The organism is Methanolacinia petrolearia DSM 11571 (assembly GCF_000147875.1).
GTDB lineage: Archaea > Halobacteriota > Methanomicrobia > Methanomicrobiales > Methanomicrobiaceae > Methanolacinia > Methanolacinia petrolearia.
In genome coordinates, this window is the sequence record NC_014507.1 from 2,722,706 (window position 1) to 2,741,608 (window position 18,903).

At 49.5% G+C, this 18,903-nt stretch carries 21 protein-coding genes; 4 read left to right on the forward strand and 17 right to left on the reverse strand.

What is annotated here, in order from left to right; genetic code table 11:
• The first annotated feature begins 7 nt into the window (after positions 1 to 7).
• Positions 8 to 904: a quinolinate synthase NadA gene (nadA, locus tag MPET_RS13685; RefSeq protein WP_013330627.1), complete on the forward strand. Its 897-nt coding sequence runs from the start codon at positions 8 to 10 to the stop codon at positions 902 to 904.
• Between the two features lie 2 nt (positions 905 to 906).
• Positions 907 to 1,767, forward strand: a complete 861-nt coding sequence (nadC, locus tag MPET_RS13690; protein WP_013330628.1) for a carboxylating nicotinate-nucleotide diphosphorylase — start codon at positions 907 to 909, stop codon at positions 1,765 to 1,767.
• Between the two features lie 3 nt (positions 1,768 to 1,770).
• Here nadC and MPET_RS13695 read toward each other — a convergent pair whose 3' ends face one another.
• The 16 genes from MPET_RS13695 to MPET_RS13770 all read right to left on the reverse strand — a co-directional run bounded on the left by MPET_RS13695 (position 1,771) and on the right by MPET_RS13770 (position 14,262).
• On the reverse strand, positions 1,771 to 2,004 hold the full coding sequence (locus tag MPET_RS13695) for a helix-turn-helix transcriptional regulator (RefSeq protein ID WP_013330629.1): 234 nt from the start codon (positions 2,002 to 2,004) through the stop codon (positions 1,771 to 1,773).
• On the reverse strand, positions 2,005 to 2,427 hold the full coding sequence (locus tag MPET_RS13700) for a hypothetical protein (RefSeq protein WP_013330630.1): 423 nt from the start codon (positions 2,425 to 2,427) through the stop codon (positions 2,005 to 2,007).
• A 97-nt stretch (positions 2,428 to 2,524) separates the two neighbouring features.
• Positions 2,525 to 4,219 carry a cache domain-containing protein gene (locus MPET_RS13705; RefSeq protein WP_013330631.1) on the reverse strand — a complete coding sequence of 565 codons (1,695 nt, stop codon included), beginning with the start codon at positions 4,217 to 4,219 and terminating at the stop codon, positions 2,525 to 2,527.
• A gap of 413 nt (positions 4,220 to 4,632) precedes the next feature.
• Positions 4,633 to 5,328 carry a roadblock/LC7 domain-containing protein gene (locus tag MPET_RS13710; protein WP_013330632.1) on the reverse strand — a complete coding sequence of 232 codons (696 nt, stop codon included), beginning with the start codon at positions 5,326 to 5,328 and terminating at the stop codon, positions 4,633 to 4,635.
• On the reverse strand, positions 5,325 to 5,672 hold the full coding sequence (locus MPET_RS13715; protein ID WP_013330633.1) for a roadblock/LC7 domain-containing protein: 348 nt from the start codon (positions 5,670 to 5,672) through the stop codon (positions 5,325 to 5,327). The genes MPET_RS13710 and MPET_RS13715 overlap by 4 nt, the downstream gene beginning before the upstream one ends.
• A gap of 26 nt (positions 5,673 to 5,698) precedes the next feature.
• On the reverse strand, positions 5,699 to 7,075 hold the full coding sequence (locus MPET_RS13720) for a Ni/Fe hydrogenase subunit alpha (RefSeq protein WP_013330634.1): 1,377 nt from the start codon (positions 7,073 to 7,075) through the stop codon (positions 5,699 to 5,701).
• The gene (locus MPET_RS13725; protein ID WP_013330635.1) at positions 7,072 to 7,989 is read right to left on the reverse strand and encodes an NADH-quinone oxidoreductase subunit B family protein; all 918 of its coding nucleotides are present in this window, start codon (positions 7,987 to 7,989) and stop codon (positions 7,072 to 7,074) included. The genes MPET_RS13720 and MPET_RS13725 overlap by 4 nt, the downstream gene beginning before the upstream one ends.
• Positions 7,990 to 7,999: 10 nt before the next feature.
• Positions 8,000 to 8,563: a hypothetical protein gene (locus MPET_RS13730; RefSeq protein WP_013330636.1), complete on the reverse strand. Its 564-nt coding sequence runs from the start codon at positions 8,561 to 8,563 to the stop codon at positions 8,000 to 8,002.
• Positions 8,563 to 8,808 carry a 4Fe-4S dicluster domain-containing protein gene (locus tag MPET_RS13735; protein WP_013330637.1) on the reverse strand — a complete coding sequence of 82 codons (246 nt, stop codon included), beginning with the start codon at positions 8,806 to 8,808 and terminating at the stop codon, positions 8,563 to 8,565. Before MPET_RS13735 ends, MPET_RS13730 begins: the two co-directional genes overlap by 1 nt.
• A 34-nt stretch (positions 8,809 to 8,842) precedes the next feature.
• On the reverse strand, positions 8,843 to 9,046 hold the full coding sequence (locus tag MPET_RS13740) for a hypothetical protein (RefSeq protein WP_013330638.1): 204 nt from the start codon (positions 9,044 to 9,046) through the stop codon (positions 8,843 to 8,845).
• Positions 9,043 to 9,840, reverse strand: coding sequence for a cell division ATPase MinD (minD, locus tag MPET_RS13745; RefSeq protein ID WP_013330639.1), 798 nt, complete (start codon positions 9,838 to 9,840; stop codon positions 9,043 to 9,045). The genes MPET_RS13740 and minD overlap by 4 nt, the downstream gene beginning before the upstream one ends.
• A gap of 46 nt (positions 9,841 to 9,886) precedes the next feature.
• Entirely contained in the window at positions 9,887 to 10,534 is a 648-nt protein-coding gene (locus tag MPET_RS14720) for a hypothetical protein (protein WP_013330640.1), read from the reverse strand.
• Positions 10,521 to 11,093, reverse strand: coding sequence for a hypothetical protein (locus tag MPET_RS13755; protein ID WP_013330641.1), 573 nt, complete (start codon positions 11,091 to 11,093; stop codon positions 10,521 to 10,523). Before MPET_RS13755 ends, MPET_RS14720 begins: the two co-directional genes overlap by 14 nt.
• 125 nt (positions 11,094 to 11,218) lie before the next feature.
• Positions 11,219 to 11,701, reverse strand: a complete 483-nt coding sequence (locus MPET_RS13760) for a hydrogenase maturation protease (protein ID WP_013330642.1) — start codon at positions 11,699 to 11,701, stop codon at positions 11,219 to 11,221.
• Between the two features lie 21 nt (positions 11,702 to 11,722).
• On the reverse strand, positions 11,723 to 13,585 hold the full coding sequence (gene feoB, locus MPET_RS13765) for a ferrous iron transport protein B (protein ID WP_013330643.1): 1,863 nt from the start codon (positions 13,583 to 13,585) through the stop codon (positions 11,723 to 11,725).
• Complete coding sequence (locus MPET_RS13770) at positions 13,582 to 14,262, reverse strand: metal-dependent transcriptional regulator (RefSeq protein WP_148222245.1); 681 nt, start codon at positions 14,260 to 14,262, stop codon at positions 13,582 to 13,584. The genes feoB and MPET_RS13770 overlap by 4 nt, the downstream gene beginning before the upstream one ends.
• 199 nt (positions 14,263 to 14,461) lie before the next feature.
• Between MPET_RS13770 and MPET_RS13775 the strand changes: the two genes are divergently transcribed.
• A complete protein-coding gene (locus MPET_RS13775) occupies positions 14,462 to 15,658 on the forward strand; it encodes a hypothetical protein (RefSeq protein WP_013330645.1) in 1,197 nt (398 codons plus the stop codon).
• Positions 15,659 to 15,669: 11 nt separating this feature from the next.
• Here the strand turns inward: MPET_RS13775 and MPET_RS13780 are convergent, their stop codons facing one another.
• On the reverse strand, positions 15,670 to 17,001 hold the full coding sequence (locus MPET_RS13780; protein WP_013330646.1) for a PEGA domain-containing protein: 1,332 nt from the start codon (positions 16,999 to 17,001) through the stop codon (positions 15,670 to 15,672).
• Positions 17,002 to 17,119: 118 nt separating this feature from the next.
• Between MPET_RS13780 and MPET_RS13785 the strand changes: the two genes are divergently transcribed.
• Positions 17,120 to 18,892, forward strand: a complete 1,773-nt coding sequence (locus MPET_RS13785; protein ID WP_013330647.1) for a YIP1 family protein — start codon at positions 17,120 to 17,122, stop codon at positions 18,890 to 18,892.
• Positions 18,893 to 18,903: the final 11 nt, after the last annotated feature.

The window sequence follows — 18,903 nt, forward strand, 5'->3', positions numbered from 1 at the left end:
GATTCCAATGGGCGTAAAAGAAGATATCGAGAGACTCAAAAAAGAGAAGAAAGCTGTCATTCTGGCTCACAACTACCAGCCTCCCGCAATTCAGGATCTTGCAGACATCGTAGGAGACAGCCTTGAGCTTGCCATAAAGGCAAAAGAGGCAACAGAAGATCTAATCGTCCTTTGCGGGGTTCAGTTCATGGCAGAGACGGCAAAGATTCTCAATCCCGGCAAGAAAGTGATATTACCGGTAAAAGATGCCGGATGCCCGCTTGCCGACCAGCTTACTCCTGATATGATAAAAGAGGCGAGGAAGAATCATCCCGGGGCGGCAGTGGTTGTCTATGTAAATTCTTCTGCCGAATGCAAGGCCGAAGCGGATGTGGCCTGCACCTCTGCAAATGCAGCAGGCGTTGTCAGGTCACTGGAAGAGACGGAGGTCATATTCGGGCCTGACTCGAACCTCGCCTCATGGGTACAGGAGCAGGTGCCTGAGAAAGAGATAATTCCTGTTCCCCCCGACGGTCACTGCCCGGTCCATGCAGTTTTTGAGATCGGGGATACGGAGGAGGCAAAAAGGCTGGACTACTGTATTGTCTGCCATCCCGAATGCGAAAAAAGTATCAGGGATAAATCCGATTTTGTAGCATCCACAGGCGGTATGATGAAGATCGCTTCCGAAGCAGGGAGATGGGCCGTTCTTACCGAGAAGGATATGACATACAGGCTTTCGAAGGAATATCCTGAAAAGGAATTTCTCGCTTACGAAAAGTCGGTTTGCAAAGACATGAAGAAGATCACACCCGAAATCTTAAGGAATTCCCTTGAGACAGAAGATTACGAGATCATACTTGACGAAGAGGAGATGAACCGTGCAAGGGGTGCGATCGAGAGGATGATAGCAATAAGGAGTTAGTAATGCGCATAAACAGGGAGATCCTCACGGGCTATCTTTTGGAAGACACGGAAAGAGGAGATCTGACATCGGATGTTGTTGTCCCGGATATTGATTCTTACGCCGAGATCGTCTCAAAGGACGACGGCATCATATGCGGACTTGAAGAGACAGCGTTCCTGTTCGGCTATGCGGGCGCCAAAGTAGTACTTACAGCATCCGACGGTGAGAGAGTCTCTGCAGGAAGGAAACTGATGGAGATCAGGGGAAAGGCGAAGGCCATTCTTCTTGTCGAGAGGACCGCCCTGAATATAATAGGAAGGATGAGTGGAATTGCCACAAAGACCGATATTATAGTCAGGAAGGCAAGGTCGGTCAACCCGAAGATCAGAATAGCCGGAACCAGAAAGACCTCCCCGGGTGCAAGGGCTATAGACAAAAAGGCCATTGTAGCCGGCGGGGGAGACCCGCACAGGTACGATCTCTCAGACGCATTTCTCATAAAGGACAATCACCTTGCAGTATGCCCTGCCGCAGATGCGATAAGAAAAGCAAAGGAATATTCAGCATACAAGAAGATCGAGATCGAGGCCGAATCCCCGGCAGATGCACTTGCCGATGCAAAGGCAGGTGCCGATATTATTATGCTGGACAATATGACGCCGGAAAAAGTATCTGCGGCATTAGGGCTCATAACCGACGCAGGACTCCGCGGTAGGGTCTGCATAGAGATTTCAGGCGGGATCGACGCAAAGAATTTTGAGGATTATGCCGCTCTCGATATCGATGCCATAAGCATGGGTGCGCTTACGCATTCGGTCAGGAACTTCGATGTCTCCCTGAATATGAAACCGGGCGTGAAGAACTTCACTGTAAAAATCTGATCTTCATTGTTCAGAATTATCTGCATCGCCCCGGATTCCGTCCTCTTTACCGAATATGAAGACCTCCTCAATGGCGCAGTTAAAAAATACCGCCAGTTTATGAGCCAGGAGGACGGACGGGTTATATTGTCCTTTCTCAAGAGAGATTATAGTGCGGGAGGAGACATCCACTTTTTCTGCAAGCTCCTGCTGTGTCACCCCCCTCTCATTCCTGAGCTCTTTAATGCGATTGTCCATTCACATCCTCTTTTCATAATAGATCAGTGAACCTGCCACGAGTGATGACTCGATAATAATCATTGATACAAATAAAATCGTGATATACAGCTCCAGGTTCATAAGTGCCGATGCGAGTGCGAGAAAACATAGTAAATAGACCATAATGCGGGACGCATTCCACCCGGCTCTCTCCCTGATACGGATGTTCCTTTCGTCGTTCTCTTCCCTGAGTGAGATCTTCTCAATTTCAGGTGTTACAACAGCCTTTGTCACGTACTTTCCGGCCAGATGCCCGACACCCAGCACGGCGAGAGCCGCACCGACCCCGATACACAGGCCGTTAATCTGGCTGCTGTCGAATACAGAGGATTTGGATACGGCCATGAGTACAATACCAAGAATCGTCGCACCCCATGCCGCCGGAGTATAGTCTTTAATCATAGTATATTGTGTGAAGTTTATTTCATATGAAGTTTACTTCACATACCCCCGTTCCAATCCAAAAGACCAGAAACTGAAAAAAATAAATTCCGGTGGATCAGAGTCTTTCGGTATAAATGCCAGAGCCGACAAACCACTCATCATCAACCGGTGAAACATAGCAGAGCTTCAGCCGGGCCTCACCGGTGTCCGGATCGAAATACTGTACATATACGAACCCGCCGCCGCTTTTTGCAGCGGACGACTCCCATCCGAGAATCTTAACTCCGTATGTATCCAGCAGATCGAGCCTGTTTATCCCGATATATTCGGGCTGATACGGAAGTGCAAGGGTGTTTCCCTCGTAATCATATGCAAATATGTATTTCCCGCCGTCTGCGAAGGTTCCGTTAAGGTCGTTGAAGTCGGAAACGGCCTTTTCCTTCCCGTTCTCCTGTGCATAGTCACGTGCGTTCTTCACCCTTTTTACAAGTTCGTCCTTCTCCGAAATATTGAACTCTGCCGGGATTTCAGGGAGATAGATTCCCGATCCCACAAACCAGTCGTCATCTACGGGCACCACATACGAGAGCTTGAACTCCTTCTGGAAGTTGTCTTCAGGGTTCGGGTAGATGTAATAGATCGAACCGCCGCCGTCCGAAGCGGCGTCGATCAGACCATTGATGAATTCAACGCCGTTCGAATCGGAAATCCCGGTGCGGGCCGCGCCGAGCAGTTCCTGCTGGTACGGCAGTGCAATTACTGTTCCGTTCATCTCATACGCAAAGACGTATAGTTCGCCGTCTATGAAAGAACCGTTTACATCATTGAACTCCTTCAATGCGGCCTCTTTCCCGTTTTCTTTTGCGTAAACTGCGGCATTGTCTACGAAGGTCGTAAGATTATCATAGCGGGAGTCGGTTGAACCCGCCGCTGCCGGGGAAGAAACGTTTTCTTCTTCTCCTGCATTATCACCCGAATAAGTAACGACTACCCTCCATTCGGCTCCGTTTATACCTGCTGTTCTCCAGATGGCAGTCTTTGTTACATTGCGGCTCCATGTCCTGTCCGAGAAAACATATTCAGCCGTACCGGATTCCTCCCCTGCGATGCGTGTCAGCACCTCCTGAAGGGAGGCGTCGCTGTACATGGAATCAGAGAAGAGATTGTTGCCGATCTCTTCGCTCTTCGTATCATAGATCAAAGTCCCGTCTGTCTGTGCAACCCACACATCATAAGGCGTCCCTTCGATGACCGGCTCAATCTGCCTGCCGAGGAATGTTTCCGGCTTGTAGGTCATATCAGTGTATCCGAGATATTCGCCGGAATCCGAAAATACCGGGTAGCTCTGTGAAATTCCCGTGAAGCCTTCGGCCATAGTGAAGACATCGCTGACAACCGGAACCTCTTCGCTGTTGACCTTCTGCACCTGCTCCTGCCAGCTTAGATCAGTTCCTACGATCTCCTCATAATTACCTGGCACCGCGGTCACGACAATGCCCTCACTAGTTATCACGAGCGAATAGATCGCCCACGGAAAATTCAGGAGGTTCTCAGACAGGGCTGCCCCGGCCTCTTCCCCCATTAGGCCTGTCTTTGAAAGAACTTCCGAATTGTTGGAAAGTCCCGAATCTATCTCCTCTAATCCCCCGTTGATCGATATAACGAGATCCTCTGCGACTGCATCCATTTCGTTCTGTGTTTTCGTATCGTTTCCGGACGAAACGCTATCGCCGTCCGTGCCCGTGCACCCGGAAAAAGAAACCAGTACCCCCAGAACGAGCATCATAATTATAAACGGATATTTTTTCATCAAACCACTCACCAGAATGCAGGAATAATGAATTCCTGCCCGGATGGTATGTTGATATTTGAGGGATATAAGGATAGTGAATTTTTTTTGAAGGGGATTTACAAGAGCTGAATTAAAAAAATATATCCAACAGACAACCCTTGCGCAAGTCCGCTTCGCGAACACGCCCTGACCTCAGGGCTTTGCGCTATGGCGATAGCCCGGCCTTCGGCCGGGAGAGAACCCGGTTTGGGAAGATCGTAATAGACTTTCAGAGAACAATAAGAAATATTTCCCGGCCGAGGCTCCCCGGATGGGGAGCGTCCAGGCCGGATTATCATCATTAAGCAAATTTCGCAGAAATTTGCGCCCGGGCTGCCCCGTCAGGGGCTTACGCCCCCTTAAAAGAAGATATAAAATCTAAAGGAAAATCTTCAGACTTCCCCGAGATCGTGCTTAATCGACTGGATTACAAGCCTTATCAGGCCGAGCTGGCAGTCGGTCTCTGCAAGGATGCAGATGAAGAGATCGCCTACCGGTGATATGATCAGCTTCCCCTGAGGGGTCTCGAGAATGAGCTGGGTTGCGGAGTCCATACCGAGATCTGCGGTGATCTGGTTCGCGGACCTGACAAGATCCTCGGACAATGCAGCGACCTGCTCGAAATCCGCATCTCCTGCCGAATGAAGGGCGAATCCTTCAAAGAAAAGGGAGACCGCCTTCACTCCCGGTTGTTTAAGAACGTTTTGAAGAGTCTTTTCCGAGAGAATCTCGTCGGAAGAATCTCCGGGAGAAGCCTCTCTTCCCTTTAACTCAGATATATCGAAGCTGAATGACTCCCTGACAATAATCTTTGCCTCGTCGATTTCATCATCAGTATATTTTTTCAGTACGCAGTCCAGGGATTCTTTTTTCAGGAGGTTTTCGTATGCCTCCATGCCTGAAAGTTTAAGATCCCCTGCGGCATATCCGGCAGCAACAGGAGTACCTGCATCGGCGAGAACGAACCCCCTGGAATTATTATATTCGATTACAATGCAGCCTGTAAAATCCGGGCTGAGCTCAAAGAGTTTGTCCAGTGAAACCTCCATGCAGCCCACATGTTCCCCGGCCGGCAGAGATGCATTCATAAGGCTGCAATGATCCTTTCGCGATTTTTCTTGAGCTCGTACCTGATCCTGCCCACGTTCACATCCTTCTGGGCGACAATTGCGATCAGTTCGTCCTCGGAAAGAGGGGAGATCAGGATCGGCCCTTCATCGAGCTCGATAATTATCTGGTTCATCTCATTTTTTCCAAGCTCCCTGCCCATCGCCTCCGATGTACCAAGACCGGTGGAGGCCATCGCCCCGAGAGCATCTATATCGACGTCTCCCGAGACGGCACTCTCAATCACAAAGCCGTCCCTTCCCGCAACAACGGCGGCTGACACACCGTCAAGTTTCAGAAATTCGCTGAGTATCTGTTTAAGCATATATCATCTGTCTCCTTTTCAACTCATTATCTTTCGGGTTTTCTCCTTACAAGCTCAATATCCACGGGCATCTGTCCTATTGCATGCGTGGCGCAGGAGATGCAGGGATCATACGCCCTTATAACCATCTCGATGCGGTTCGCGGCACTCTCGGAGAGAGAACCGCCGGACACCACCTTTCTCGCGACATCCTCAACACCCCTGTCCATGCCGAAGTTGTTCTGGCAGGTCGCGACAATCAGGTTGCAGTCGGTGATGAAACCCTCCTCGTCAACCGAATAATCGTGGATTAACGTCCCGCGGGGCGCCTCGACAATTCCCACACCCCGCAACTTGGAAACGCCGGAGACGGGTGTTCTTACATCTCCACCGCATATGGATGGATCCGAGAGATATTCAACCGCCTTCTCGCAGCATGACAGAAATTCTATGTACCTTGCCATATTGTAGGCAAGCGTCGTCTGCGTAAACTCGCCGAAGGTGCTCCTGTACTCAGTGAGCGCCGCATCCGCCTCGGGCGTGCCCATCTCTTTTACAATATTCAGCCTAGCAAGCGGCCCGACGCGATAGTAATCACCACCCTTAAGCCTTGAAAATTTGAGATATGACCAGTCCTCTGAGTATTCCTCGATCAGGTTGAGATAATCGGCACCTGAAAAAGCTGAGACAGGGCTCCCGTCCTTTCCTACGACGTTCACTTCGCCTTTATATGCCGAAAACCTGCCGTTATCTGACATACCCATAAAGGCGGTATCAACGGCACCGAACGAAAGATCGGTCTGGTCGAGGATCGTCCTGGCAATACTCCATCCCTCCCTCGCCGTTTCAAGAGACTTTTTGCTCATCTCAAGAAGTTCCAGCCTCTTCGACTCCGCAAGGGGATGCGATACTCCGCCGGGTATGCATGTCGAGGGATGAATCGGCTTGCCGCCGATCGCCTCCGTCATCCTCTGTCCGAACTTCCGGACTTCGATCGCTTTTTTCGCGATATCTGGGGCTTTTTTGACAAGACCCAGGACGCTTCTCTCGGCTGCAGGTGCATCATGGCCGATCAGGAAGTCCGGGGCCGCAAGCATAAAGAAGTGAAGCGAGTGCGAATGAATGAACTGTCCGACCATGAGAAGTTCACGCAGTTTTTTTCCCGTTGCCGGAGGAGCAGCCCCGAAGATCTCATCGCAGGCTTTGGCTGCTGCAATGTGGTGAGCCGTCGGGCAGATACCGCATATTCGCGGTGTTATCCTCGGCGCCTCCTCGACTGCGGCACCGATCATGAACTTTTCAAATCCCCTGAGTTCGACTACCTCAAAATGGGCGTTATCGACATTCCCGGAATCGTCGAGATTTATCTTAACCCTCGCATGGCCCTCGATCCTCGTAACGGGGTTTATCGTGATCTCCTTCATAGGCTTCTCTCCTTTACAAGGTCGCGGATCTTGGAATTCTCCTTGTCCTCCATGATCAGGCTCCCGATGGTGAACGGGTACATCGTATGGGCAACATCGTACAGCTCCTCCTCGATCTCCTTCTCCTTGTGATCGGTGAGATCGGAGATCCTCCTGACCATCATATTGTATAGATCGCGGCACGGCTCCCTCAGTATATCCAGCGAAGGCCCGTTGCACCCGTGGCATGGCACGTTGTTCTTCGGGCATGAGGCGCCGCATCTCCCGAATGTCACCGGCCCGAGGCAGAGGTAGCCCTGGCCGAGAAGGCAGTGCTCTCTGTCGGGCACGCCTTCATAACGGCGCTTAAGCTTCCAGCCTTCAACAGATCCCATCTTCCTGTCGCATTCCGAGCACACCGACTTTCTTGAAAGATCAAGGCTGTCACCTGCAATCAGGGCAGGAATAATCTCCCTCAAAAAGTTCTCTTTCGGCGGGCAGCCGGTTATGTAATAGTCCATCATTGCAAGATCCCCCACCGCAAATGCCCTGTATGTAAACGGGGGAACACCCGAGGGGATCTTCCCGTCTTCACCGACCGTCGCACCATTACGGTAAACCTTGTTGAAGATCTCAGCGTTGCTGCTCAGCATGGACAGACCGGACACACCGCCGTAGCATGCACAGGTCCCAAGAGCCACAAGGACCTTCGATCTCTTCCTGATCATCTTCAGGCGCTCACGGTTCTCCTCGTTCCTTACCGCACCCGTTACAAACGCAATATCTATTCCCTCGGGAGGCTCCTTAACATCCATGATTACGGGCGAATAGACGATCTCGGCCTTTTCGACGACATCGAGAAGCATCTCGTGCAGGTCTAAAACGGCAATCGTGCAGCCGGAGCACCCGGCAAGTTCCTCTATTGCTATCTTCATTCCCTGCACCTCACTTAAGAATCAGTTTTTTCAGGCAGGCATTAGGGCCTGTATGCTTGATCTCCAGCTTTGCACGCTTTCCGGTAATCTCCTCGATCGCCCCGACGACATACCCGCAGAGGGTCTGGCAGAGCGGGCCGGCCTGCCCCTGCCCGTTTCTCCGCAATGTCTGGCGAACGATGCAGTCGTGAAACACGAGATAGATGAACCTCTCCCCCCCCTCTTCTATGAGGAACGTATCGCTGTCCGCCGGTTTCCATACCTCAAAAGAGTACTGCCCCTGGAGCAGGTCGGAGAGTTCATGGAGTGCATCCTCGATATCTTCTCTCTTCTGGAAATACTTCGCAACCTCATGGCCGAACTTCTTCCCGGCCCTGAAGGTCACCGCATTCGCCCCCCTTCCTGCAATCTCTTCAAGAGAGCGTATAACAAGCCCGTTGAGCTTCATAACCCCATGAAGGGTAGCCTCCAATTCCTTTACGGGAGGCACGCAGTTCAGCGGGACATCCTCCGACTTGTAGCTTATGTCGGTGCTGAACCTTTCATGCAGTTCGTCTACATAACTTGCGGCCATCAGATCACCCGGTTCAGCATCTCGCATACGCGGATATCGATATAATGCCTCTTTGCAGGATATATCCCACTGTGCTCAAGCGCCTGTGCCGGACATATCTCATGGCATGAAAGACAGCCCATGCAATCCTGCGGCCTCACCGGAACGCTACGCTCCTCCTTAAGTTCGAAGACCTTCATGGGACAGTCCTTGACGCAAAGACCGCACCCGACACAGGATGCCTCGTCAACCTTAATTTCGATCATAATTTCACCAACACCAAAAACCCTAAAATTTCAATTAGAACTTAATACCCCCAAGGCCGCGAATCGCATCCGCAAGCAGATCAACATCGCTGTTGGAGAATTCCACGTTCCATTTCAGTTCCTTCACTTCACGGGACAGCATGTTGATGCGAACCTTCATCAGGATGATTACGAGGATAAAAATAACGTTCACCACAAGCTGTCCGATTATCATCATTTCATATAACTCCATCTTCATCTGACCCCCGGGAACAGGGCGCGTGCAAGGCGTTCCACGAATTTTTCTTTCTTCTTGGATTCCACCGCTTTATCGGTTTCAGTTTCTTTAATACCTGCAATATCTCTCGCCAGCTTCCGGAACGCCTTTGAAGCACCAGAGGAAGGATATTTAAGAACAACGGGAGCCCTGGAGGCCGAGGCACGCCTGACATTGGCATCCTCGGGGATCATCGCGATGACCTTCACTCCGAGCATCTTTTCGATCTGCTCCTTTGTCATATCGTCATCCTCGGAATTTACACGGTTCAGGATCGCACCCCTGATCTTTCCCCCGATCATCTCGGTAAGCATCTTGGTCTTAAGAGCATCCAAGATCGAGGATATATCGGGAATTACCACAAGGATAACCTCGTCGGCTACAGCGAGGGGCACGATCCCGTCGTGGTTTATCCCAGCGGGAGCATCGATAATCAGTACATCGCACTCATCGACGATCTCGTTCATAACATCCCTCAGCCTGTCGGGATTCGCATCCTTAAATCCCTCTAGCGACAGACCGCTTGGAATGACGTTTACTCCGAAAGGCCCCTCATAAATTGCATCGTGGACATCCGCCTTTCCTGCCAGAACCTCATGAAGCGATACCGGCATTTTCTCAAGACCCAGGACGAGGCCCAGGTTGGCCATACCCACATCGGCATCGAGGATGTATGTCCTTTTTTTATAATACGCAAGCATCGAACCGAGATTTGACGTAACAGTGGTCTTCCCGGTTCCTCCCTTGCCCGATGCAATAGTAAAAACTATTGTCATATTTTCTTACCCCATCTAAACAATCCACAAACTGATTCCTGACGAATCAGACAGATTTTCTTAAAATGAACCTGATATCACGCTCTATGAATTCAAGCTCCTTTTCTGTAAGCTCATCTTCTGCCTTTACTATGCCGACAACCGTCCCCCCCTTGTAGGGAACTCCAATTAGTTTGACATTCGGCACTTCCGGTTGCTTTCCCTGCTGGTGCAGGTAGCTGTACCTGGCTGCCTCCTCCTCCGGGTCGGGATCGGTTGAACTGATTACAAGCCCGTCCGATGTCGACATTGTAAACGATTTGAGCTTATAGCGATCAAAGAGCGCAAGAAGGTTGTCGCGGATTGCATCGGCCGTATAATATTCGGCAGGGTCTTTCCCCCTCTCCTCTTCAAGATGCCGTCTCTCCTCCTCCCTCTGTCTCCGGACAGCCTCCTCGTCAGGTTCTGTGGCAGTCTCTCCGGCTGAATACTCGTCATATGAAAGGAGCTCCTCTTCCGCCGGCTGCAGTGAGATATCCTCCTGCTCATGCCGGGCAGAAACGGATTCAGCCATTGCGGAGCCCATCTTCTCATAAAGTTTTTTGATGTAAATCTGCTGCCTGATTATGAATATCAGGATTAAAAGCAGGATTACTATCACAACAGCAGCGAACACCAAAATATACGCTGCCGGATCAATGTCAATGCTTATCATCTTCATCCTCCCCGGATTTGTCATTTATAATGAGGTGATCGAGATTTATTCTCTTCAGGAGATCCCTGGCACCGGAACGGAAATTGGTGACTATTGACTCAATCTCCGATTCGTCTATGAATATTTCACAGCTGTTTCCCGCATCGGCTGTCTCTTCCACTTCAGGTTCTGGTTCTCTGGCTTTTTTTTCAGCAACCCTCTCAACAGATCTCCTCTTCTCCTGTGTTCCGGGAAAAACAGTCACAGGCACCTCTTTCGTCACAATGCACTTAGGATTGAACTCACTCGCCAGTTTAAGCTCGGAAGGATTGTAAAACGATAATTCAGCTGATAAAATACCGCCAGGGTTAGAATTGAGCTTATTTAAAGCGTCCGCTCCGATATCGGGAGAATATTCTGCGAGGATGATGGTCCCGTTATCAAAAACAATCTCAACAACCGATTCTTCAACGGTCCCCGAACATCTCCCCGAATATCCGGCCTCCCCCAATTCCTTAACAATCCCCGAAATTGTTCCTTCCGGAACAAAACGATCAAACCTGCCTCTTGGCAGTTGCATAAAAAGATCTATGAAGTTTCTTTTAAAAAGGAATCTTATAGTTTAGTCACTACGAACGTTCTTCGAAAATCATTGATAAATAGGGAAATAAATATAGCCCCAATGGTACCAATAAGAAATTTTATTCAATTGTCTTTCTCATCTACAACATCCATAATCAGTATCGATGCATTTCTGACGCCTTCCATGACCCCGGGATCGATCTTATCTGAATATTCTGCAATCGTTCCCGCTTCAATACCTACCGCAATAATTTCGGTTCCGGGATTCAGTTCGCGGGCAATATCGATAACCTCGGCCACACCGATATCCTGAAAAGACATCCGGGAAGGTTTGTAGGGAGGGGTTTCGGCAAATATACGAATATCTCCGGGATTTTTGCAGATTCCGGTCATTGCATCGGCAATAATCACGAGATCTGCCCCTTCGATAAGGGGAAGAAGACCGATGCCGCCGGTTCCCCCTTCAATTAATTCCAGCCCGGAGCAGGACTTTTCAAGGATATCCAGTACACGAAGGCCTGCTGAATCGTTACCCATCAGCAGGTTCCCGCAGCCGATTACGCGGATACACTTCTTCCCTGTATTCAGACACCTCTTTTCAGTCAAAGACAGATCCTCCCCGTTATCTTACAGTATATTGAATACAAAATTCAAAATTGCACCGCAGACCATTCCGAGACAAAGGGTGTAGAATGAAACCATTGCTGCAATCTTCAGCCCCATCTCCCTGTACAGGACTGCAATCGTGGATACGCACGGGACAAAGAGAACGCTTACAACAGCAAATATATAGAGCTGGGATGCAGCCATAACCGCCCCGAGATCGGCAGTGCCGGCAAGAACCGCAAGGGTCTCGAAGGCCATCTCCTTCCTAAAAATCCCGAATATGAGCGAGGTAGATGCATAATCTGGAAGACCGAGCACCTGCTCCATGAAAGGTGCGAAGATTTTCTGGAATTCCGCCAGGATGCCGAAGAAGTCGAGCATCCCGAGGAATACGCTGCTTACAAGCAGGAGCGGCATTGCAATGAATAAAAACTCCTTCATGTGAAGCCACGCCCTCCTGACCGTCTGGTCTGCACGAGGTTTTCTCAGAGGAGCCATCTCAAGTATCATCCCGTACTGCTCCCCCGGAGTGAACCGTGTCAGGACGAAGCCCGTCAGTATTATCAGAAGGAAGACAAGTAGGTATATCGAAAATGCAGCGGTTATTCCCACGAAAACCGCAACAATACCGGCAATTATCACGGTCCTTGCAGAGCACGGGACCATAGTTATCAGGAAGGAGGCGATCACCCTCTCCCTTTTTGAAAGCTGGCGGATACTCATTATCGCAGGGACATTGCACCCGAAGCCGAGGATCAGCGGAATAAGGGCCTGACCGTGCATCCCGATCCTGTGCATCGCCCTGTCGGCAAGGAAGGCGCCGCGTGTCATATAACCCGAATCCTCGAGTATTGATACAAGGATATAGAAGGTAAAGACAAACGGAAATGCAATGCCGAGACCTGCCTCTATAGCAATAAGGAGGGAAAACACCATCTTCTCCCAGAACGGAGACAGCCCCAGCGTATACATCGGAGCGATAATCCACGTATCAAAGAATTCGACTATCAGCTCTTCGAGAAATGAACCGATAATAAACACTGCAAGAAGCGTGACGAAAAGAATTGCGATAAGTATTGGTACACCGGGAATAACCCTTGTAAGAAGGCTGTCTATATCGAAAGACGGCCTCTTTGAGCCGTCCCCCCTCTTTTCGGTAACCTCGGATGCAATCCGTGCAGCCTCGTTGTGGCGGTTCGTCGCAATTATCTGGTGAGGGGACATCTGGTGATCCTCCTCAATCTCGGAGGCTATGGTCCCGGCGGCCTCCATGAGCTCCTTATCCTCGCCGATTCCCTGAAGAGCCAGAAATGCATCCATTCTGCTGCAGCCGGTAAGCTTTACGAGACTGCGGACCCCGGCTTCTATATGCTTTCCGTAGGGCACGTGAAGATCTATAACGGCGGCATCCTGCATCGCTGCAGGAATTATGAGGTCTATATTTTTTCCCTCAAGTGCAACTGTAGGAATTACCCTGCAGCCGAGAATTGATGAAAGTTTCTCATAATCTATTATTTTGCCCTGTTTTTCCGCTTCATCTGCTATATTTACGACCACTATCAGCGGAATTTTGTATTCTGAAGCCTGAATGAGAAGATACAAGTTTCTCTCAAGTTTGGTTGCATCAAGAACGACTATGAGTGCGTCGATATTGTTCGTCCGAAGGTAGGATCTGACCTGCTCCTCTTCCTCGGTTTTTCCTTCTAGCGAATATATTCCGGGAAAGTCGATGAGTTCGAGCCTCTCCCTCTGGTAACAGACATTCCCGGAGAGCATATCGATGGTTGTTCCGGGAAAGTTTGATATTTCGACGCCTATTCCGGTCAACTGGTTGAATATAAGAGATTTGCCCACGTTTGGGTTTCCAATCAGCGCGAACTTCATTGACACTCTTCGCCGGGAATTTTTTTAACAATTACTCGTCCTGCAATCTCCTGGCTTATTGCAACCTCGCTGTCCTTTACCAGCACGAGGACGGATCTGCCCGGAAGTCTCCTGATGATCTTTATCTCCTCACCTGGGATCATCCCGAGATCGATGAGACGCCGCCCTCCCCCGGGTCCATGCCTCATACCTAAAACCTTCAGATAATCCCCCTCGTCAAAATCATCAAGGACATTTAAATTGCACAATTTCCCCTGAGAGTGCCGTTCTATAAATCCCATACCATGTCTTCTTCCCCTGCATCTTATGCCGCTGCCGGAGAGAAGGTTTCCGATCTTATCTATGGTATATTCGGAGGCTGAATGCTCCATCTCGCATGCCTCCTTCGAAGCGGTTTCCGCATCCATTCCCAGCATTTCAGTAAAAAAGCATTCAAGAACCCTGTGTTTTTTCAGGACGGATTCGCCTGTCGCCCTGCCCTTTTCGGTAAGGGTGACCGAACCGTCGCTGCCGATCTTCAGATCACCGCTCTCTTCAAGATCAGCGAGGTCGGCCGCGATTTGATCCTCGGATCTGTCCAGTACTCCTGATAATAAGTGGAGAGCCCCGGCTCCATGCCCCTCTGCAGAATGCATAATTATCGCTTCAAGGTAATCCTCACGCTCAGACTCTTCCATAAATCCAAAGAAGATTTGCTCTTTGATTACAAAAATATTAGGATTGTTCGGATTTTTATAAAAATCCAAAAACCCTCCTTTCCATAATCGGACAGCAAAAATCACCGCAGAGACTTAGACCGGCTTGGGATCGAGTCTGCCAGAGACCCGGAAATCCCTCATCCAAAAAAGATAATTTCAGACAGATAGATCTTTATCCATGGATTTAAGGATCTCAGCCAGGGGGTGTACCCTGTTTGCCATGCTGCAGATCCTGATATGCGTAGCAGTTATTGCTTCTTCCGGATGCCTGAGCACCGGAGAGCCGGTGAATGAAACCCCGGCCGGCGAAACACCTTTTTTAAACGAAAGCGTTAACGCTTCAAGTGTTAAAATAACGGAATCTGCAACCCCTGCAAACCATCTTCCTGAGATCGTCCCGGCAGAGATCTCAGGAGACCCGTATGAAGATCGGACCTTCAATGTAAAATTTGAAAAATCGGAATACGAACTGGTTCTTCCTGCCAACCTCTCGGTATATTACGGCGCAAAAAGTGCAGATAAATCGATAACCGAGGGAACGCTCTGGAAAGAGACGGAGAAGGTATCGGAATATTACAGGTCTTTTTTCGAGGGCGATGCCATTGAAGGATTCTACACGGACATCCTCAAAAAGATCAGGCACATAAAGATAGCCGAAGGGTTTTCCGACGAGGAATACCTTGAATTCCTGATGACCTTCGTCCAGCAGATCCCATATGATTCTGAAGCGGAATCACCGAGATTTCCGGTGGAAGTGGTCTACGACATGAAAGGGGACTGCGATGAAAAGAGCATGCTTCTTATCGGGTTGCTGGCCCGCGAAGGATATGATACGGCCCTCATTATATTCCCGGAATATCACCATGCAACCGCAGGAATCAGGATCATAACAAGCGGCGATACCTCCTTCAGGCAGTTTAAATCAGAGGACGGCAGAAAATACGTTTTCATAGAATCGACCGATTTAAGCTACATCGGGCAGTATCCGGGGTATTACGAGGATGCATACGCCGTCGTAATACCGATCGGCGACGGGAACAAGACCTTTGAAAGATACAACTATGTCTCGTACATCACCGAGAGCCTTACAAAGATTGCCAACAGGATACTCTTCTTCCAGTCCGAGTTAAACAGACTGTATGACGAGATAAAAAGTCTCGAATCTGACCTCAACGGGGCAAAGAGCTACGACTCAGACTCGGAATGGCAGAAAGACCATACAAGGTACATAAACCTGGTAGATGATTACTATGAATACGAAGATTTAATCAGCAGAAATATTGAGGTCTACAATTACGTCATCGAACATCCCTATGACGTCGCCGGTGTCAGGAGATATATCTACAACAGCAAAGTGAACGAGATCGAATACTAAAAAAGGTTATATTATCTCTTTTTGGAGACAAAGACGACAAGAACTGCTCCAAGTGCAGTCACTGCCGTCAGAAGTGTAAAACCGGGAGTCGAAGTTGTCGGCGTCGGTTCAGTCGTTCCCCCCGAGGAAGATGACAGACCGATGGTAAGCTGGGCCGTCTCCCCTGCAGTCACTGTGATTTTTGACATCCCGTCATTATAGCCGCTAAGCCTGAGGGTAACGGTATGCTCCCCCGCAGTGACTCCTGTCAGTGTATACGGTGTCTGCGCACTCATATAGATATCATCAAGATAGATCGTGGCGCCCGACGGAGTCGAAGTAATATATATCGATCCTGTCGATCTCGATGGAGTTTTGCTCATTTCTGCATCGATCTCAACAGGGTTCCCGCCAGAGACAATCGAGACGCTTGTGCTGTAATCAGGATACCCGTCGAGCTGAAGCACCAACGAATGTATCCCGACCGAAACACCCGTAATCGGAAATGCCTGATTCTCCATAGTCTCTCCCTGGTACACGCCGTCGAGATAGATCTTTGCTCCTGACGGGTTTGAGGTCACAAGAATCTCCTGGGTCTGGTCTATCGACTGCAAAACCGCATATAGCGAGATCTGCTCCCCTTCAACTACATTAACGGTTTTCTTCCAGTTGTAATATCCGTTCATAGTAACCATGAACTCATGGTCTCCGCTCGAAAGGCCGGTAACCACATAAGGAGTCTTCCCGACAAGATTGCCGTTGACATAAACATATGCATCGCCCGGACTCGACTCGACGGAGACGGAACCGGGTGAAACAAGCGTCAGGTAAACGTTCTTTGTAGATCCTGCAGTTACATAAACCGTTGTCTCGGATGTCTCGTAACCGTCCATCTCCGCATCGATCGAGTACGATCCGGCCCTAAGACCGCTCAGGGTTATAGGTGATAATCCCTGGTACTGATCGTTTAAGTGGATTCTTGCACCGGAAGGACTCGTTGATACATATATTGATCCATATTCGGACTCAGTATCTGTCGGCTTCGGATTAAGTGTCACATATACGTTCGTCGTTTCACCCGCAGAAGGTGTTGCAGGAAGCGAAGTGGAGGCGGTATAATATCCGTCCATCCGGACCGAGACAGTTTCATAAGGTGTTGCCGTGGTATAGACACCTACCGACAGAACCCCGGAATGAATCTGGCCTTTATATTCCCCGTCAAAATAGACGCTTGCACCGTCCACATTGCAGTGGATATCGTACCATCCGACATCTCCCCCCACGGCAGATACGGACTGGCAAAAGGAAAAAGCGATGATTAGGGCAAACATCGCCTTTATACAGACTTTCACACGACCATTCATAGAGAATGGTTGCCTTTAATTCGTTTAATTCTTTTCAGGTTTTGAACCCGGCATGATGTGAGATTATGGGCAAATCATTTCTATATTACAGAACATATATTTCAAAACAAGAATATAGGTGATTGCAACGCCTGCTCCGGTATTAGGAAATAATGAAAAACTGCTCTTCGAAATTCCAAATATAGAGATAAGAAATATAGAGTTCAGGCTCTATCTCACAAACAGGAGGCTCTTTCTTTCAGAGGATAATACAAATAAATCGACACCGATAGAGATCCCGCTTCCCGTAATCAGTTCTATAAGAACAGGTCAGACCGTATCCGATGAACCGACCCTGATTCTCTCAGTAAAAACACCGGACGGTTCACAAAAAAAGATGACCATAACTTTTTCGCAGGACTTCTCCGGAATGCGGAATATGGAGAGAGATTACCTGAAAAAAGAACTTGAAGGGATGATCTCCGAATATGTACCGGCAACACTCCCTGAAACTCCCCAGCCCGAATATCCCGATTACCAGCAGGGGGGAAGCATGTATTCCCAAATGCCACCTGAAAGACCGCCTACGCATGGTGCGACGGTCCCGGGCGGAGTTCTCCTCCAGGCTCATAACGTCATCGTCAAATCACAGGAATTCACGATAGAACTTACATCAAAAGAGATCTCCCTGACCGATCCCAACCACCCCAACAAACCGTCATCAATATCGCTGAAATCCGTCAGGAACGTCGAGATAACAAAGAATGTCCAGAATGAGCCGGTAATCGTTCTGAATGTCGGATCTCCCAACGGCGACATAAGGACAATGAGACTCGCATTCTCCCACTGGCATAACGGAAACAGGTGGCAGGAAAGAGACACGTGGGCTGGGGCTATCAACGATATAATCTCAACAGGAGGAAGTGTATCCCATATTCCCGGTCTTGGTTCCCGGGCACCAGGGCCTCAATTCCCACCAGAAAACCAGAGATTTTCAGCTAAACCCCCGGGTGGCAGCGCATTCTGCCCGCGGTGCGGCGGGCAGGTCCCTCCCGGAGCTAAATTCTGCCTTTCGTGCGGTGCACCTGTCGGTAGCGGCTCTGAAAGCGAAACCGGTTATGAAACAGGATCCAAACAGGACTTTGAAGGAGGGATCATCGATGCAGACTACGGTGATGACGACGACTTTTTCTCCGCACAGCCTGCAGCAAGGCAACCGGGAAGGACAAAAAAGGCGCGTCCTCCCAGACGCAAAAAGCCTTCCAGGAAAAAGAGCAGCAAAAAAGCCTCACGCGGCGACCCCTTAGGACTCGGGGAGAGAAGTTCATATTCACCGGACGATTCGATTCTCGGGAGACTTATAGGATTTATCAGGGCTCCGACTGAAACGTTCAGGATGACGAAAGACCAGGACCCGCTCGAAGCCCTCCCCGTTCTTGTCCTGTCGCTTGCGGTATTCGGATTTCTGACGGGCATAATATTCCAGCTATACGCTGGATCACTCGACAGCACAGCATATCCGGAAATAACTGCGCTTGAAGACTCCGGGGCCATGATCTTCTTTGTCATCGAGATTATAATCGTCGGAATAATATATGCAGTTTTAAACGGATTCCTGCTTCATCTCGGGCTCCTTATAACCGGCAATGCAGAGGATATCCGGGATGACCTGAGAATTTCAGCCTATTCGATGTGTCCCTTTGCCATTGCAGGTATTATCCCTCTTTTCGGGCTTTTGATAGCTCCGTTATGGGCATTCTTCCTCCAGTTCACAGGAGCGAGGGAGACATACAATCTTGATGGGAGAAGTGCTGCAATAGCAGCAATGGTTCCGGTCCTGGTCATAATAATGCTGTTCTTATTTTTTACAGGGCAGGGAGAGACAGGATTTACTTTCTTCGGGGGTGCGTAGATCTCCGAAAG

Bases quoted from the DNA above. Each gene is read 5' to 3' on its own strand.
- nadA (WP_013330627.1), top strand. From the start codon at position 8: ATGGGCGTAAAAGAAGATATCGAGAGACTCAAAAAAGAGAAGAAAGCT.
- nadC (WP_013330628.1), top strand. From the start codon at position 907: ATGCGCATAAACAGGGAGATCCTCACGGGCTATCTTTTGGAAGACACG.
- MPET_RS13695 (WP_013330629.1), bottom strand. From the start codon at position 2,004: ATGGACAATCGCATTAAAGAGCTCAGGAATGAGAGGGGGGTGACACAG.
- MPET_RS13700 (WP_013330630.1), bottom strand. From the start codon at position 2,427: ATGATTAAAGACTATACTCCGGCGGCATGGGGTGCGACGATTCTTGGT.
- MPET_RS13705 (WP_013330631.1), bottom strand. From the start codon at position 4,219: ATGAAAAAATATCCGTTTATAATTATGATGCTCGTTCTGGGGGTACTG.
- MPET_RS13710 (WP_013330632.1), bottom strand. From the start codon at position 5,328: ATGAATGCATCTCTGCCGGCCGGGGAACATGTGGGCTGCATGGAGGTT.
- MPET_RS13715 (WP_013330633.1), bottom strand. From the start codon at position 5,672: ATGCTTAAACAGATACTCAGCGAATTTCTGAAACTTGACGGTGTGTCA.
- MPET_RS13720 (WP_013330634.1), bottom strand. From the start codon at position 7,075: ATGAAGGAGATCACGATAAACCCCGTTACGAGGATCGAGGGCCATGCG.
- MPET_RS13725 (WP_013330635.1), bottom strand. From the start codon at position 7,989: ATGAAGATAGCAATAGAGGAACTTGCCGGGTGCTCCGGCTGCACGATT.
- MPET_RS13730 (WP_013330636.1), bottom strand. From the start codon at position 8,563: ATGGCCGCAAGTTATGTAGACGAACTGCATGAAAGGTTCAGCACCGAC.
- MPET_RS13735 (WP_013330637.1), bottom strand. From the start codon at position 8,808: ATGATCGAAATTAAGGTTGACGAGGCATCCTGTGTCGGGTGCGGTCTT.
- MPET_RS13740 (WP_013330638.1), bottom strand. From the start codon at position 9,046: ATGAAGATGGAGTTATATGAAATGATGATAATCGGACAGCTTGTGGTG.
- minD (WP_013330639.1), bottom strand. From the start codon at position 9,840: ATGACAATAGTTTTTACTATTGCATCGGGCAAGGGAGGAACCGGGAAG.
- MPET_RS14720 (WP_013330640.1), bottom strand. From the start codon at position 10,534: ATGATAAGCATTGACATTGATCCGGCAGCGTATATTTTGGTGTTCGCT.
- MPET_RS13755 (WP_013330641.1), bottom strand. From the start codon at position 11,093: ATGCAACTGCCAAGAGGCAGGTTTGATCGTTTTGTTCCGGAAGGAACA.
- feoB (WP_013330643.1), bottom strand. From the start codon at position 13,585: ATGAAGTTCGCGCTGATTGGAAACCCAAACGTGGGCAAATCTCTTATA.
- MPET_RS13770 (WP_148222245.1), bottom strand. From the start codon at position 14,262: ATGGAAGAGTCTGAGCGTGAGGATTACCTTGAAGCGATAATTATGCAT.
- MPET_RS13775 (WP_013330645.1), top strand. From the start codon at position 14,462: ATGGATTTAAGGATCTCAGCCAGGGGGTGTACCCTGTTTGCCATGCTG.
- MPET_RS13780 (WP_013330646.1), bottom strand. From the start codon at position 17,001: ATGAATGGTCGTGTGAAAGTCTGTATAAAGGCGATGTTTGCCCTAATC.